Annotated in this window: 14 protein-coding genes; 5 read left to right on the forward strand and 9 right to left on the reverse strand. The window is 67.6% G+C overall.

Annotation, left to right across the window (positions count from 1 at the left end; genetic code table 11):
• Window positions 1–6: 6 nt before the first annotated feature.
• The 3 genes from icmA to ABD301_RS03040 are packed head-to-tail and all read right to left on the reverse strand — an operon-like array spanning window position 7 to window position 3,040.
• The gene (icmA, locus tag ABD301_RS03030; protein WP_344306917.1) at window positions 7–1,698 is read right to left on the reverse strand and encodes a coenzyme B12-dependent isobutyryl-CoA mutase large subunit; all 1,692 of its coding nucleotides are present in this window, start codon (window positions 1,696–1,698) and stop codon (window positions 7–9) included.
• A 40-nt stretch (window positions 1,699–1,738) separates the two neighbouring features.
• Entirely contained in the window at window positions 1,739–2,497 is a 759-nt protein-coding gene (locus ABD301_RS03035) for a class I SAM-dependent methyltransferase (RefSeq protein WP_344306919.1), read from the reverse strand.
• A gap of 30 nt (window positions 2,498–2,527) precedes the next feature.
• Window positions 2,528–3,040: a MarR family winged helix-turn-helix transcriptional regulator gene (locus ABD301_RS03040; protein WP_425551880.1), complete on the reverse strand. Its 513-nt coding sequence runs from the start codon at window positions 3,038–3,040 to the stop codon at window positions 2,528–2,530.
• Window positions 3,041–3,186: 146 nt separating this feature from the next.
• Between ABD301_RS03040 and ABD301_RS03045 the strand changes: the two genes are divergently transcribed.
• Window positions 3,187–3,969, forward strand: a complete 783-nt coding sequence (locus ABD301_RS03045) for a DUF2127 domain-containing protein (protein ID WP_344306921.1) — start codon at window positions 3,187–3,189, stop codon at window positions 3,967–3,969.
• Here the strand turns inward: ABD301_RS03045 and ABD301_RS03050 are convergent.
• Entirely contained in the window at window positions 3,966–4,451 is a 486-nt protein-coding gene (locus ABD301_RS03050; protein ID WP_344306923.1) for a PPOX class F420-dependent oxidoreductase, read from the reverse strand. The two genes, ABD301_RS03045 and ABD301_RS03050, sit on opposite strands and share 4 nt — an antisense overlap.
• 47 nt (window positions 4,452–4,498) lie before the next feature.
• Window positions 4,499–4,930 (reverse strand): YybH family protein, encoded by a 432-nt coding sequence (locus ABD301_RS03055; RefSeq protein ID WP_313885604.1) that lies wholly within the window; start codon window positions 4,928–4,930, stop codon window positions 4,499–4,501.
• Window positions 4,931–5,114: 184 nt separating this feature from the next.
• Between ABD301_RS03055 and ABD301_RS03060 the strand changes: the two genes are divergently transcribed.
• The 4 genes from ABD301_RS03060 to ABD301_RS03075 all read left to right on the forward strand — a co-directional run bounded on the left by ABD301_RS03060 (window position 5,115) and on the right by ABD301_RS03075 (window position 8,675).
• On the forward strand, window positions 5,115–6,458 hold the full coding sequence (locus ABD301_RS03060; RefSeq protein WP_344306928.1) for an ABC transporter substrate-binding protein: 1,344 nt from the start codon (window positions 5,115–5,117) through the stop codon (window positions 6,456–6,458).
• A 25-nt stretch (window positions 6,459–6,483) separates the two neighbouring features.
• On the forward strand, window positions 6,484–7,434 hold the full coding sequence (locus tag ABD301_RS03065; RefSeq protein ID WP_344306930.1) for a carbohydrate ABC transporter permease: 951 nt from the start codon (window positions 6,484–6,486) through the stop codon (window positions 7,432–7,434).
• On the forward strand, window positions 7,427–8,263 hold the full coding sequence (locus ABD301_RS03070; protein ID WP_344306932.1) for a carbohydrate ABC transporter permease: 837 nt from the start codon (window positions 7,427–7,429) through the stop codon (window positions 8,261–8,263). Before ABD301_RS03065 ends, ABD301_RS03070 begins: the two co-directional genes overlap by 8 nt.
• A gap of 172 nt (window positions 8,264–8,435) precedes the next feature.
• Window positions 8,436–8,675: a hypothetical protein gene (locus ABD301_RS03075; protein WP_163567453.1), complete on the forward strand. Its 240-nt coding sequence runs from the start codon at window positions 8,436–8,438 to the stop codon at window positions 8,673–8,675.
• Here the strand turns inward: ABD301_RS03075 and ABD301_RS03080 are convergent.
• The 4 genes from ABD301_RS03080 to ABD301_RS03095 all read right to left on the reverse strand — a co-directional run bounded on the left by ABD301_RS03080 (window position 8,672) and on the right by ABD301_RS03095 (window position 14,570).
• Window positions 8,672–9,697, reverse strand: a complete 1,026-nt coding sequence (locus ABD301_RS03080) for an ABC transporter substrate-binding protein (RefSeq protein WP_344306935.1) — start codon at window positions 9,695–9,697, stop codon at window positions 8,672–8,674. The genes ABD301_RS03075 and ABD301_RS03080 overlap by 4 nt on opposite strands.
• A gap of 225 nt (window positions 9,698–9,922) precedes the next feature.
• Window positions 9,923–10,537: an ABC transporter ATP-binding protein gene (locus tag ABD301_RS03085; RefSeq protein ID WP_344307387.1), complete on the reverse strand. Its 615-nt coding sequence runs from the start codon at window positions 10,535–10,537 to the stop codon at window positions 9,923–9,925.
• A gap of 5 nt (window positions 10,538–10,542) precedes the next feature.
• Window positions 10,543–11,379: an ABC transporter ATP-binding protein gene (locus ABD301_RS03090; protein WP_344306937.1), complete on the reverse strand. Its 837-nt coding sequence runs from the start codon at window positions 11,377–11,379 to the stop codon at window positions 10,543–10,545.
• Window positions 11,376–14,570, reverse strand: coding sequence for an FtsX-like permease family protein (locus ABD301_RS03095; RefSeq protein ID WP_344306939.1), 3,195 nt, complete (start codon window positions 14,568–14,570; stop codon window positions 11,376–11,378). Before ABD301_RS03095 ends, ABD301_RS03090 begins: the two co-directional genes overlap by 4 nt.
• Window positions 14,571–14,604: the final 34 nt, after the last annotated feature.

A 14,604-nucleotide genomic window follows, 5' to 3' on the forward strand; every position in this document is an offset into this window, starting at 1 on the left:
GTCCGCTCAGAACCGGGCAGGCTCGACGTACGCTCCCCACTGGTCTTTAAGCGCGCCGCAGATCTCGCCGACGGTGGCCTCCAGTCGTACCGCCGCCAGCATCGGCGGGAGCAGGTTTCCATCCGTATGCGACACCCGCACCATCTCGGCGAGCGCGGCTCGTACCGCCGGCTCGTCGCGGGATTTCTTGCGATCGGCCAGAACCTGGACCTGGTCGCGCTCGACCTCGTGGCTGACCCGCAGGATTTCCAGGTCACCGGTGATCGTGTCGGTGTTGGTGTTGACGCCGACGATCCGCTTGTCGCCCTTTTCCATCGCTACCTGGTAAGTGAACGCGGAGTCGGCGATCTCGCCGGTGAACCAGCCGTCCTCGATGCCCCGCAGGATGCCGGACGTCATCGGACCGATCTCGTGCTGCTTCTCGTCGCCGCCACCCATTCGCATGATCTGGGCGAAAATCTTCTCGGCCTCGGCCTCGATCTTGTCGGTCAGTGCCTCCACGTACCAGGAACCACCGAGTGGATCGGCGACATTCATCACGCCGGTCTCCTCGCCGATCACCTGCTGAGTGCGCAGCGCGATCTCGGCTGACTCGGCGGTGGGCAGCGCGAGCGTCTCGTCCAAAGCGTTGGTGTGCAACGAGTTCGTGCCACCGAGGATCGCCGCGAGGGCTTCGACCGCGGTGCGTACGACATTGTTGTACGGCTGCTGCGCGGTCAGGCTGACACCGGCGGTCTGGGTGTGGAACCGCAGCCACTGCGCTTTCGCTGTCTTCGCGCCGTAAACATCGCGCATCCAGCGCGCCCAGATCCGCCGGGCGGCCCGGAATTTCGCGATCTCCTCGAAGAAGTCGATGTGACTGTCGAAGAAGAAACTGAGACCCGACGAGAACTTTTCGACGTCCAGGCCACGGGACAGGCCGAGTTCGACATAACCAAAACCGTCGGCGAGCGTGAACGCCAACTCCTGCGCGGCGGTCGCGCCGGCTTCGCGGATGTGGTAGCCGGACACCGAAAGTGGCTTGTACGCGGGAATTTCCGCCTGGCAGTATTCCATCAGGTCGCCGATCAGCCGCAGGTGCGGCTCCGGCTTGAACAGCCATTCCTTCTGGGCGATGTATTCCTTGAAAATATCGGTCTGCAAGGTGCCGTTGAGCTTGGAGATGTCAGCGCCCTGCTTTTCGGCGGCGACAACGTACATGCAGAAAAGTGGCACCGCCGGGCCGGAAATCGTCATCGACGTGGTCGTGTCCGCCAGCGCGATGCCGTCGAACAGCACCTCCATGTCGGCCAGCGAGTCGATCGCCACCCCACAGTGCCCGACCTCACCGAGGCTGCGCGGGTCGTCCGAGTCACGGCCCATCAGCGTCGGCATGTCGAATGCCACCGAGAGACCGCCGCCACCGGAGCGCAGGATCATCTTGTAGCGCTCGTTGGTCTGCCGGGCGTTGCCGAACCCGGCGAACTGCCGGATCGTCCACGCGCGGCCGCGGTAGCCGGTCGGATAGAGGCCGCGGGTGAACGGGAACTCCCCCGGCCAGCCGATCCGCTCGAAGTCCGGCACGTCGGCACCCTCGGGCGGCCCGTACGCGGGATCGACCTCCATCCCGGACAGCGTGCTGAAGTCGGCGTCCCGGACCGCTGACGCCTCGTACCGCTCCCGCCAGCGTCTCCGCCCGGCCTCGATCTCTTCACTCATCGCATGCCTCCTGAGAAAATACTAGGATGTCCTAGTAATTTCAGCCAGTGGGATGCGACCTATCTCTCAGAGGCTGCCCGAAGGCCACCAGCCGGTAGCGCGGATCGGCCCGGGCCACCTCCTGATGGGGCAGCGCGGCAAGCGATCTGTCCAGCTCAGCCGCCTGATCGGCGGTCATCGTACGCATCCAACGGATGGTGCCGGCGGCCAACCAGCGGCGCCACTGCGCCGGCGCAACGCCCTGCCCGACGCCGCTGAAGGTCGTCTCACCCACCAACTCCAACCCCCTGAGCAGGCCGGTCACGGTGGCGAAGTCGTCGAACTCCACGTGCCTCGCCCGGTCTGGTCTCGCGCGGGCCAGGCTCGCCGCCAGGTCGCTGTCCATTTCGAAGTGGCCATCGTTTTTGTTGACCGTCAACACGAGCACCCCACCGGGCCGAACGACCCGGACCGCCTCGGCGAGCACCGGCCCCGGGTCGTCCAGCAGGTGAACCAGCCAGATCATCGTCACCGCGTCCACCGAACCGTCCGCGAACGGCAGCGCCCGCGCATCTGCCCGTACGACCCGCCCGCCGAGCCGGGCCGCCGCGATCCGCAGCATCCCCGCCGCCAAGTCGATCCCGACCGCTCGCACGCCGCCGATCTCGCTGGTCACGAAGCCAGTGCCACATGCGACGTCCACCAGCGTCCGAGTGCTCGCCGGCAACAACCGGCCAACCGCGCCGGCCGCCTCGCGCGCCCTCGGAAGCCCACCGCGAGTCGCGTCGTACCGCGCCGCTTCGGCGTCGTAGTCCAGCACCCCTCACCCTCCCGTTCGTCGGCGTCTGGATCACTCCGACGAGGTGAAGTCACCAGCCGCGGACCGTACGTCCCGAAGCCGCTCGAAGAGCAACGAACGGTCCTGGTCGTCGAGCGCGTCCAGGCCGAAGTCGATGGCCATCAGATCCTTGGTCGCCCGGCGGACCACGTCACGGCCAGTGTCGGTGAGCGTTGCGAGGACGCCGCGGCCGTCGTCCGGGTTGCGGCGGCGTGCGACCAGGCCGGCAGTGACCAGCCGGTCGATGATGTTGGTGACGCTGGTCGGGTGCACCTGCAGGCGCTCGCCGATCGTCTTCAGAGACAGCGAGCCGGTACGGGAGAAGTCCAGCAGCACCAACGCCTCATAACGGGCGAAGGTGATCTCGTACGGACGCAGCACCGCGTCATAGCGGGCGAGCAGGATCTGCTGGACCCGCATCACCGACGTGGCGACTCGCATCGCCTCGGCCGGCCCGTACCGGCGGGCCCAGATGTCGCCGGCGCGTTGGATCGGATCGAACGGCAGGCCAGCCCCGGATTCCACGATGCAACCCTAGGCCAGTCGATTGACAGGGTGGCGGATCGATCAGCCAGGAGTCGAGTCGCGATCCATCGGCCGGCCGGCGCCCCATCGCGCAAACAGGTGGCGGCAGGTACGGCCCCGCAAAAGCAGACCTCTACCCTGGCCAAGTGGACTGGAGCTTGCGGGCCTGCGGCCGGCGCGGACATCTGACGTACCGGCCAACAGAGACGGACCTGGCCGACCGGCTGACCGCCGACACCGCGATCGGTACGGTCTGGCGCTGCCTGCGGTGCGGCGACTTCGTGCTGAGCGAGCCGAAGCTGACCGGGCCGGCCAACGAGGCGCCGATCGTGCTGCGCGGCCCTGCCCTACGCGACGCGGTGATCCTGCGGCTGTTGTCCGCCGAGCGGGCGATCCGCGGCCTGTTGTTGCTGCTGGCGGCCTATGGCGTCTTCGAGTTCCGGACGGTCAAGGGCTCCCTCCAGATGGCCTTCGAGCAGTATCTTCCGCTGGTCAAGCCGCTCGCCGACCAAATCGGCTACGACCTGACCAACGCCGGCCCGGTGCGGCTGATCGAGGGCGCGTTCTCGGTCAGCGCCAACGCACTCATCTGGATCGCTCTCGGCGTGCTCTTGTACGCGCTGCTTCAGCTGACCGAGGCGACCGGCCTCTGGTTGCTCAAACGCTGGGGTGAGTACGTGGCGGTGATCGGCACGTCGCTGTTCCTGCCGCTGGAGATTTACGAGCTGATCGAGAAGATCACCGTGATCCGGATCGGCGCGCTGCTGATCAACATCGTCGCGGTCATCTACCTGGTGTGGACCAAGCGGCTCTTCGGCGCCCGCGGCGGCCGCGCCGCGCACGAGGCCGAGCGGCACAGCGAGTCCGTGCTGGAGGTCGAGCAGGCGGCACTGAAGGCCAGCACCCCGGTGCCCGCCACCACCGACTAGCGCGGCCCGATCTCCAGATAGGCGATGGTGTCCGGCCCGTCCAGGAGGCTGGTGTACAGCCGCCGGACCAGGCCGTTGTTGGCCTGGATGATCCGCTCCACCGCGGCGCCTTCGGCCAGATCGAGCACCCGCGCGACACCAGCCATCGGCGGGCCGGTCGGCCGGCCACGGCTCGTGCAGGGCGCCACCAGGACGGCCGGCTCCCGACGGATCCGGCGGGTCTTGTACGCGTCGATGCCCGTCTCCACGTAGACCCGGTCGCCGGCCGCGCCGAACCAGACCGGCGTCGGCACCGCGGTCCCGTCCGCGCGATAGGTGACCAGCAGGCAATAGCGGTGTCGGCGCAGCGTACGCACATCCCAAGGGCGCACCTCCGCCGTCGTCACCGTCCCAGCGGCCGGATGCCCCAGCCGCTGGAGCATCCCGACCAGCGCCTTGCCAACACGCTCGTACCGGTATCCGCTGCCCGCTCGTACGGCCATCAGCACTCCTCGCTCGACTAGTGAGAGTGTTCCCTCACCATCGGGCATTAAGGAAGACGACGGTCAGCCGCCGGCCGTGTCGTCGGGGGTGGCGTCCGGGAACGAGTGGTGTTCGTGCGCGACAACCCAACGCTGTTCTCCTTACGTAGCCCCAAAGTTAGCCACACCCGGTGCTCTGGATGGGCCGCGAGGTGTGCCGGCGCGCCGCACAGCAAGAGGGCGTATGCGAAAGCGACGTCGTCGCCGGCGACGATCTCCAGCGACTCGATCTCGAAGCAGGCAATGCGCTGCCACTCGAAGAAGCCCGGCCACGTCTCGCGGTAGGCGTCGATGCCACGGACACCTTCGTACGGCGGAGGTATGTCGAACATAACGATGTCGTCGGTGTGGTCCGCGAGCACTCCGGCCATGTCCCCTGCGTGTACGGCGGCGGCCCAGCGCTCGATCAATGTCCGGATTTGTTCCTCGTTGGTAGCCATTGTCATCCAGTCTTTAGCCGTCGACGTTCGGTGTTACAACTACGACCCGGGCCGATCGGAGAACTCATCGCGCTCCGGGCGGGTCTTGCCAGCCACCTTCGGCGGCCCTACTATCTCGGACTATCGGAAAACGTTTACGCTATTTCGAAACTAGGTGCCGCCGTGATGGGTCGTGGGGTCGCAGATGGATATCTCTGAACCTTCGCGCGAGCTCGGGTTGAGCCGGCGCGGATTCCTCGCCGCCGCGGCCGGGGTGGGGGCGCTTGGCATGACCGGCTTGGCCGGCTGCGGCGCGGCCGGCGACGGCGGCATCTCGTTCTGGAAAACGCCGGTCGGCGACCTGCCTTTCGAGCAGTCATACAACAAACAGCTGATCGTGGACTTCGCCAAGGCCAACAAGAACGCCAAAGTGAATTTCCTGATCATCCCGTGGGACAGCGCGCTGCCGAAATACACCGCCGGTTACGCCGGCAGCAACCCGCCCGATGTGGCGTACGAGATCCTGCCGTGGATGAACAAGTTCCGCGGCACCGGCGCGCTCACTGACCTACGCAAAATCGACCCAGGCGTGGAAAAATACTTCCAGAATGTGCCACAGAGCGCGATCGACGGCTGCTCGGGACCCAACGGTGAGCGCTTCGGTGTGCCGTTCGCGGCCGGCCATTTCGGCCTGACGCTGAACGAGGAGATCTGGGAAAAGGCCGGCAAGCCGACCCTCCCGGTGACGTACGAGGACATCATCCCGTTCGCCCGGAAACTGACCTTCGACAAGGCCGGCAAACGACTCGGCGAGGCCGGCTTCGACCCGAAGAACATCGCCCACTGGGGGATGACCTGGGCCGGCTCGACCGGCGCCGAAACGAACTACATCTGGAACTATCTCTGGGCGTACGGCGCCGACATTGTCAACAAAGACAAGAACGACATCGGCTTCGGCGGTGCGCAGGGTCGTGCCGCGTTGACCCACATGAAGAAACTGGTCGATTCCGGCGCTACCACCCCGATGGGCCTTTACAGCGACCAGGACGCCTGGAATGACCTGATGTTGCAAGGAAAATCCGCCCTGCAGTGGATGGCCAACATCAGTCCCACTCAGCAGAAGGCCTACGCCACCCGATTCCGGGTGCTCGACCTGCCCAAGGGTCCGGCCGGCACGTTCGTCGTCGGCGGCTGCGGCTACTACGCGATTTCCAGCAAAAGCAAGAACAAGAAGGGCGCGTACGCGCTGCTGCAGTTCCTGTTCGACGACACTCGCCGGAAGGACTACATCCGCAGCATCCGGGTCTACCCGTTCGGCGACCCGCCGGCCGGTTACTACAGCGGAGTCGGCGACAAACGGGTCGAGGACTATCTCACCGCGGTCGGCGCGCAGACCAAGTACGTGCGGCTCACACCGGTGCTGCCGTACGACCCACAAGACTACATCCTGGGCAAGTTCAACGACTTCTTCCTCGGCCGGAGCAGCCTGGACGACATGCTCAAGGACACCTCAGCACACGTGAAACAGCTGGCATCGACTGCCCGCTAGCCGCACCGGAAAGGACACCGAGGTTTTGGTCAGCGTCCAGGAGACGAGGCTTTCCCCAGCGGCGCCGGAAAATCTGCCAGCGCGCCGGCGCCGCCGGCCGGTCGGCCGCGCCGCCACCTACCGGGACGCCGCCCTTTTCCTGCTGCCCAAGGCCCTGCTCTTCGGAGTGTTCATCCTGGTCCCGTTCGTCTACACGTTCGTGCTGGTTTTTCAGGACGGGTCACTGCTGGGCGATTTCCGGTTCGTCGGACTGGCCAACTTCGCCACCATCCTGTCCGACTCGCTTTTCCTGAGCACGCTGAAGAACACGCTGCTCTTCCTGGTGATCCTGGTGCCGCTGACGATGACCGTGCCGCTCGCGGTCGGCGTCCTGCTCTCCAGCAAACTGGCCGGTCTGCGGTTCTACCGCTCGCTGATCTACCTGCCGTCGCTGCTGTCCATTGTGGCCACCGGGCTGATCTGGCGGGTGCTGGTGGATCCGCAATCCGGCCCGTTGAACCTGTTTTTCCAGCGCGTACTGGACATCGAGGTGCCGTGGCTGTCCAACGGCACCTTCGCGATCTTCTTCATCGCGGTCATTACCATGTGGTCCTCACTCGGCTTCAACTCGATCATTTTCATGGCCGGGCTGAACGACATCCCGGACGAACTGGTGGAGGCCGCCCGCATCGACGGCGCCGGCATGTGGCGTACTTTCTGGAGCATCAAGCTGCCGCTGCTGCGACCGGTCATGCAGTTCGTGCTGATCCTCACCACGATCGCGTCGGTGCAGGTGTTCGACGTGATTTTCGTGATGACCAAAGGTGGTCCGGGCACCGCCACCTACACCGCGATGTGGTACATCTACCAAAACGTCTTCAACGGCGGCTCGGTCGGCTATGCCGCCACCATGAGCGTGATCCTGCTGCTCCTCACCCTGGTGATCTCGGCTTTCTACCTGCGTGCCACCCGATCGGACGGTCGCGGCCGTGGCTGACAGCAGCAAAACCCTCCGCCGCTACGGGCGTCAGACAGTTCTGCAGATCTTCGCGATCATAGTGACTTTCGCTTGTGTGGCACCGATCGCGCTGATCGTCTTCGCGTCTTTTCGGGACGTACACACCTTCAACGACCTGAGTCTGAGCTTTTCCGGCTGGAGCCTCGCCGGCTATCAACAGCTCTTCGCGCTCGGCACCATCCAGACCTGGTTGTTCAACACAGTCTTGGTCTCCACGGTCGGTACGGTGTTGACCGTACTGGTGGACCTGATGGCCGCTTTCGCTTTCAGCAAGCTGAAATGGCGCGGTCGCGACTCGGTTTTCCTGCTGCTGATCAGCACCATGATGTTGCCGTTCTCGGTGACGCTGGTGCCGACGTACCTGATCGCGAACAGTCTCGGGCTGACCGACAACTACGCGGCGCTGATCCTGCCCGGGCTGTCCGCGCCGCTGGGTACTTTCCTGCTCCGCCAGTTCGTCCGCGGCATCCCGGACGAACTGCTGGAGTCGGCCAGGGTGGACGGCGCCTCCAACGCCCGGATCTTCGTCTCGATGATCGTGCCGCTGTCCGCCCAGCCGATGGCCGTACTGGCGATCCTCACCTTCGTGGCGAACTGGAACAACTTCCTCTGGCCCCTGTTGGTGATCCAGACCGACAGTCTGAAGACGCTGACCGTCGGCCTCGCGACCACGAGCACCGAGTTCAGCGTCGACCTGTCGTCGCTGACCGCGACCACGGTGATCAGCCTGGTCCCGATGGCCATCCTCTTCTTCGCCTTCCAGCGCTACTTCCTGCGTGGCGTGACGGCCGGCGCCGTCAAGGGCTAGCTCCGCGTTTCCGCAGCTCAGCGGCCTGAGCGCGACACCTGGGTAGTTCGCTGGAGGAAAATGAGTACGTGCTACTCATGCGCCCGGCTGCCCGAACAGGCAAGCTCATGCCCAGAGTGGACGGGCGCTTGGCTGGTGGCCCGTCGGGACGGTAGCGAGGGGTGGACCGGCAATGTTGCTGAGAGCGCTGATAGACCGCGATGGCGAAGTGGTGGGCGTGAGCGCCGACTTCGACGAGACTCCGCAGGCGTACGACCCGCCACACCGGCCGGGTGACCGGATCAGCACGCTGCGGATCCCGGACCCGGCCGGTGACGTGCCGCTGCTCGAGCTGCACCGCCGGCTGTCGTACGACCGCACCACCGGGCAGCTGCGGCTGGCCAGCTGCCAAGAGGCGGTCTGCGCTAGTTAGGACTTCCCAACGGCGATCTTGAGGGCCGGCTCCAGTTGGCCGAGCAGCCAGCGCACGCCGAGCACTGACGGGTAGCGCAGGACGCTGATGGTTTCGAGGTCGGTGCTGAAATACCGTTTGTCGCGGACCGCGGCGAGCCCCTTGAAGACCGCGTTGCCTTCAAAGGTGGTTTTCGCGGCCGGGCTGGGAAAACCGACGATCAACAGATCCGCGTCCAACAGGTCCAGCTGCTCCATGCTGAGCTGCCCGGTCAGCTTGCCGCCGCCGGCCGGCCGGACCTTGTCGATCGACGCCGGCAGCCGCATCCCCAGCTGGACGAAGAACTTCACCGCGAAGTCCGCCTGCGACACCAGGGTGAAGACATCCGGGGCGTACACCACCGAGGCGGTAAAGGTTTTTCCTGTCAGCGCGTACCTTTTCGCCGCCGCGGCAACGGCTGCCTCGGTCTCCCGAATCGCCGTCTCGGCCACCGCCGGCAGCCCGACCGCCTTGCCCGCGAGCCGCGTGAGGTCCTGCCAGGAATCGGTGCCCCAGCCCGTCAGGTAGCCGATTGTCGGCGCTATCTGGGACAGTTTCCGGTAGTCCTCGGCCAGCTTGAAGTGGGTGGTCGCGAGGATCAGATCCGGCCGCAACGCGGCCACCTTCTCGAAGTCGACCCCCTTGCCGATGCTCAGCAGCTGGGTCTTCTTCAGGTCGATCTTCTCCTTCAGCCAGGGGAAAACCCCGGCCCCGTTGGACTCGTCCCTGGACACCCCGACCGGCGCCACTCCCAACGCCACCAACGCGTCGATGTCGCAGGACCCGGTCCCTATCGCGATCACCCGCCGCGGCTTGCGCGCGATCGTTGTCGTCCCGAACTTGTGCTTGATACTGACCGGAAACCCCGGATCCGCCCCGGCCGCCGACGTACCGGCCCCACCACCACACCCAGCCAGCGTCCCCGCCACCGCGAGTCCGCCCAGCCCACCCAGCAGTCCACGCCTGGTCACCGCTTCCGGCAGGGCGACGAGCTGCGAAGTCATTCGACCTCCTCCAGTCCACAGGGCTCCCACGAGCCTATGAAGATAGGTTAGCCTTACCTACTCTCTTTTCCGTACCTTGACTCACCTCGATGCCACCGGTGAGGACCAGATTTCGTCGAGTGCGGGACTTTGTCCCACGCTCGACGCCGAGTGTGGGGTTTTGTCCCGCAGTCGACGACGGGCCTGTTGCCGGTGGGGCTGATGTGACCACTGAGGTGTCGGAAATCAGGAACGGACCAGGGTGGCTTGGCCGTCGGCGATGTGGAGTTCGGCGTCGCAGACGTCCGCGGCTTCTGGGTCGTTGGTGGCGAAGACCACGGCCGCGCCGGTACGGGCGTGGGCGCTCAGGAGTTCCAGGACGAGTTGGCGGTTGGTGGCGTCGAGTTCGCTGGTGACCTCGTCGGCCAGCAACAGGGCCGGTGCGACCGCCATGCCGCGGGCCACCGCGACCCGCTGTTGCTGGCCTCCGGAGAGTTCTTCCACCAGCTGGTCGGCGTGTGACGTGAGGCCGACCGCCGCCAGCGCCGCACCGGCCCGGTCACGGGTCTCGGCGGCGGCCAGGCCGCGGGCGAGCAGGGCGACCTCGACGTTCTCGGCGGCGGTCAGCACCGGCACCAGGCCGTTGTCCTGCGGCACCAGGGCCACCTCGGCGGGGGCGCAGCCGTCCAGGCTGATCTGGCCGCTGGCGACCGGAAGCAAGCCGGCCACTGTCCACAGCAGCGTCGACTTGCCAGCGCCGGACGCGCCGGTGACGGCGACCAGCTGGCCCGGCAGCACCCGCAACGACACCCCTACCAGCACGTCCCGCCCGCCACGCTGGACCGTTACGTCCTCCACCACCGCGCTCAAGAGCCCTCCCCCGTCGGTTCCAGCAGCACCGAGCCGTCCCCCTGCAGTCGTACGCGCACCAGCGTCCCTGGCGGCAGCGCGGCCACCACGTCCAACGGCAGGGTCAGCGAGCCGCCCCGGCCGACCACCGCGAACTCCTCGCCGCTGCGACCCTCGGCGCCGACCCGGCCATCCCGGATGGTGACCGTACGACGGACCCGCTCACTGACCTCCGGGTCGTGCGTGACCGCCACCACCGTGGTGCCGCGTACGGCGTTGACCTGCGCCAACGCGTCCAGCACCTCCTCGCGGGCGTCGTGGTCGAGCTGGCTGGTCGGCTCGTCGGCGAGCAGCAGGCCGGGCGAGTGCGCCACCGCCACCGCGACCGCGAGCCGCTGTCGTTGGCCGGGGGTCAGCACCTGGAACTTCTCCCGCGCGAACGACTCCAACCCGAGCAGGTCCAGCACTTCCTCCGGCGCATCCAGCTCAGCGCCCCTGGGCGCCGCCCGCTGCGCGAACCGGACGTTGTCGTACGCCGTCAGATAAGGCAGCAGATTGCGGCTGGCCCCCTGCAGCACCACCCCGACCTCGGCGGCTCGCATCCGCTGCAGCTGGGCCGGCGACATCGACTCGACAGCGTGCGCGCCGATCCGCAGCCGACCGGCGCTGGGCCGAAGGACACCGGCGAGGATTGACAGCAGCGTCGACTTGCCGGCGCCGGACGGTCCCAGCAGCGCGACCGACTCACCGGCCGCCACCTGCAGGTCGATGCCGGCCAGCGCCACCACCTCGGTGTCCTCGGCGCGGTAGATGTGCACCAGACCCTCACAGGACACCGCCACACCGCTGCTCATTGCTGCCCCTCCTGTACGCGCCGGATAGTCCCACCGCGTTCGGACCGGACCGCCACCAACAAAGCCACCACAGTCAGTACGGCCGCCGCCAACATCGCGGCGCCCAGCGGCCACGCCGGGCCGGGCAGATAGACCAGCCGCGGAAAGGGCGGCGGATCGGAGAACACCGGAATGGCCGGCAACGCGAGCGCCGCGCCGACCCCGCCGGCCACCAACCCGGCGACCACCCCCGCCAACGCCGGAGCCAGCTGCTCCAACCGGGCCGCTCCACGCAGCACCTGATCGGACACACCGGTCAGCCGCAGCACCCCGAACTCGTACGCTCGCACCCGGCCGTCCAAGTACGCCGCCACCACGATGGCACCACCGGCGAGCAGCAGCGCGGCCACCGCCGCGACAAGGTACATCCGCAGCGCGAGCGTCGGGCCTTGGCCGTCCAGCTGCGCCAGCCGGCCGGCGTACGTCGTCTCGGACAGTGTCTCGATGCCGGCGGCGGACAGGTTCTTCAGCACCGACGCGGGCGCGTCCGGCGCGAGCCACACCTCGTCGGTGAGGCTGACCCGGCCGTACGTGTTCGACACCCGGTCGAGGTAGGCCAGGTCCGCCATCAGCACCGATCCGCTGACGCTGGGTACGTAGTCAGCGTGCGCGGCCACCAGGTACGTGTGTGTCTGCACCGAGAAGTCCGGACCCGCCACCTTCGACCCGGGTTTGCTCAACCCACTGTTGTCGCTGTCCGGGTCGGGCGCAGCGGTCGGCGGTGCCGGAAGCACGTCCGTGGAGCTGTCCGTTGGCGCCTCGGCCGGCACCGGTGGCGGCGCCGTACCAGCCAGCACTGCCGGGATCGGCGACGGTGTGTCGGCCCGCGCGGCATAGATCTGCTCGCCGCCGTCGCTGTTGAAGCTCACGGTCAGGGTGGAGTCGCCGCTCAACGTGGCGTGCGGGGAGCTGAGGCCGCTGTCCGGTGTCCGCCACCCGTTCGCCGCGGCGAACCCGGTCACTGGGCTGCCCCCGTCGGTCAGCCCAGTGACTTGTACCTGTCCGGAGATGGTCAGCAGATCCAGCGGATCACGCTGGATCTGCAGGCCGTCGAACCGGCAGCCGGCGGCGCAGCCGGGCAGCGGCGCCCGGAGCGTCTGGGCTCCCTGCCGGAGAGCGCCCATCGGTACGTTCACCGGCTGTCCGTGGTTGTCGCGCAGCGACACCTCGAGGGTGAGCGGCCGCGCCGACTTCAGCTGGTCTCCTACCACCCGCAGCGCCAGCTCCGGGCCGTGCATCAGCAGCGGCGTCGCCGGCGCCGGCTTCGACAACGCCTGGGCGATCGCCGCGACCGGCTCGGTGAGGCCACCGCGATCCCACCGCGCGACGGCCGCCAACCGGCTGGAGTCCACCCCGAGGACGGCGTTCACGCTGCCGCTCTGTCCGACGGCGAACTGGACGGCGGCCATCGCGTACTGCCCGGTCGGGTCGGCCTTGCGGACGGCCTGCAGCAAGTCCAACTCGCTGCTCGCCCGTACCGTCAGCACCCGGTCCGCGCCCACCTCCGCGGCCGCCCGGGCCTGCCGGTCGGAGGCGGCGGTATCCCAGGCGATCGAGGAGAAGAAGAGCAGCGCGACGGCGACGGTGACCACCAGGATCGACCGTCGGCCACTGGCCCGGCGCTCCAGCGGAGTCCATCCGAGCATGCCGACCAGGTTGGCGCGCGTACGAGCCGTGATGCGCTGCCACCGCGCCAGCAGAGGCAGCAGGCGGGCCGCCCCAATGCCCATCACGACGGCCACCATCGCGGGCGCCACCAGCGCCAACGGCGACGCCGAGCGGCCTCGGTCGGTCAGCAGCTGGACCAGCGCGGCCACCGCCAACGCGACCACGATGCCGTCCGCGATGCCGGCCCGCAGGCCGTGCCGGCGCGCCGGCACCCGGCGCAGCAGGTCGGCGACGCTGAGCCCGAGCACCCGGCGCCCGGCGATGGCCGCGGCCACCAGAGCGCCGGCCAGCGCGAGGCCGGCCACCACCCACACCGGCAGCCGCAGCTCGACGTGGATGCCCGAAGCCAGCAGGCCGCGGGCCACCAGCTCGGTGGCCAGCAGACCAAGCAGCAGGCCAACCGGGCCTGCGGCCAGCACCAACAGCAGCGACTCGGCCAGCCCGAAAGCGGTCACCGACCTGCCGCGATGCCCGCGTAACCGGGCCAGTGCGATCTCCGGCCCGCGTACGTCGGTGGCGTCCGAGACCACCAACATCAGCACGAACCAGGCGATCAGCACCAACTCGGCAGCCACCAGCGGGATCGACAGCGCGACCAGCCGGCGACCGACGGTGACCGGGTCGACCACGGTCTGCAGCTGTTCGCTAACGGCGTAGCCGCTGCCCTTCATCGTCGACTCGACGCCCGCGTACTTGCCGAGGAGGCGGTCGATGTCGTCGAGCCGGACCTGGTCGACCCGCATCGCCACATCCGCGACGACGGTCAGCTCTCCCGGCAGACCCCCGAGCAGGTGTTCCCCGCCGAAGACCGCGTCGACGCCCTGAATCGTGGTCTCCCGGTCCAGGTTCACCAGCCGGAAGTCGAAGTACGGCTGCGCCAGCCAGTACGGCTCTTCCGGGTTCACCGGCTCGTACAAGCCGGTGACCGGCACAGACTTCGGCGACCCCGCGGTCTTAAGACCTTTCAGGTCGAGCTTGCTCCCGACGTGCATCCCGGTGGTCGCGGCCGAGCGTTTCGAGATCACCACGCCACTGTCGATATCGCAGGTGCCGGCGACGATCCGGAGGTGAGCGCACGCGCCGTCGCGGTAGACCACGGTGGTGGCTACCAGCTCGGACTTCGCATTGGTGAAGCCGGCGACCATCTCCAACCCGCCCACCGGCTTGGCCAGCAACGGGTCCACGGCTCCGGCATTGGCCACTTCGCTACCGACCACCGCAGGCGACTCGCTGTGCGCGTCAATGCTGATTTCCGAGCCTGCCGTGACGTACCGCAGCGGAAGGTAAGGACTCGAGACGCGGATGCCCACGATCGACGCCGGTGCCGCGCGCAACGCGCTGACCAGCAGAGACTGCTCCGCGGCTCGGGCGTACGCCGGACCCACGACGGCCGCGGTCATGGCGATCACCGCTACCGCGAAAACCGTGAGGGAACGCCCCCGCCGATACAACAGACCCCGTACCGCCACCGCCATCGGCCCCATGCCAGGACACCCTCGTCTGACCCGCTAGCCTCGG

It is taken from the genome of Fodinicola feengrottensis, from assembly GCF_039530045.1.
Lineage (GTDB): Bacteria > Actinomycetota > Actinomycetes > Mycobacteriales > HKI-0501 > Fodinicola > Fodinicola feengrottensis.

Excerpts from the sequence above, each read along its gene's own strand:
- ABD301_RS03095 (WP_344306939.1), bottom strand. The coding sequence starts at position 14,570 with ATGGGGCCGATGGCGGTGGCGGTACGGGGTCTGTTGTATCGGCGGGGG.
- ABD301_RS03055 (WP_313885604.1), bottom strand. The coding sequence starts at position 4,930 with ATGGCTACCAACGAGGAACAAATCCGGACATTGATCGAGCGCTGGGCC.
- icmA (WP_344306917.1), bottom strand. The coding sequence starts at position 1,698 with ATGAGTGAAGAGATCGAGGCCGGGCGGAGACGCTGGCGGGAGCGGTAC.
- ABD301_RS03075 (WP_163567453.1), top strand. The coding sequence starts at position 8,436 with ATGTTGCTGAGAGCGCTGATAGACCGCGATGGCGAAGTGGTGGGCGTG.
- ABD301_RS03050 (WP_344306923.1), bottom strand. The coding sequence starts at position 4,451 with ATGGCCGTACGAGCGGGCAGCGGATACCGGTACGAGCGTGTTGGCAAG.
- ABD301_RS03080 (WP_344306935.1), bottom strand. The coding sequence starts at position 9,697 with ATGACTTCGCAGCTCGTCGCCCTGCCGGAAGCGGTGACCAGGCGTGGA.
- ABD301_RS03090 (WP_344306937.1), bottom strand. The coding sequence starts at position 11,379 with ATGAGCAGCGGTGTGGCGGTGTCCTGTGAGGGTCTGGTGCACATCTAC.
- ABD301_RS03060 (WP_344306928.1), top strand. The coding sequence starts at position 5,115 with ATGGATATCTCTGAACCTTCGCGCGAGCTCGGGTTGAGCCGGCGCGGA.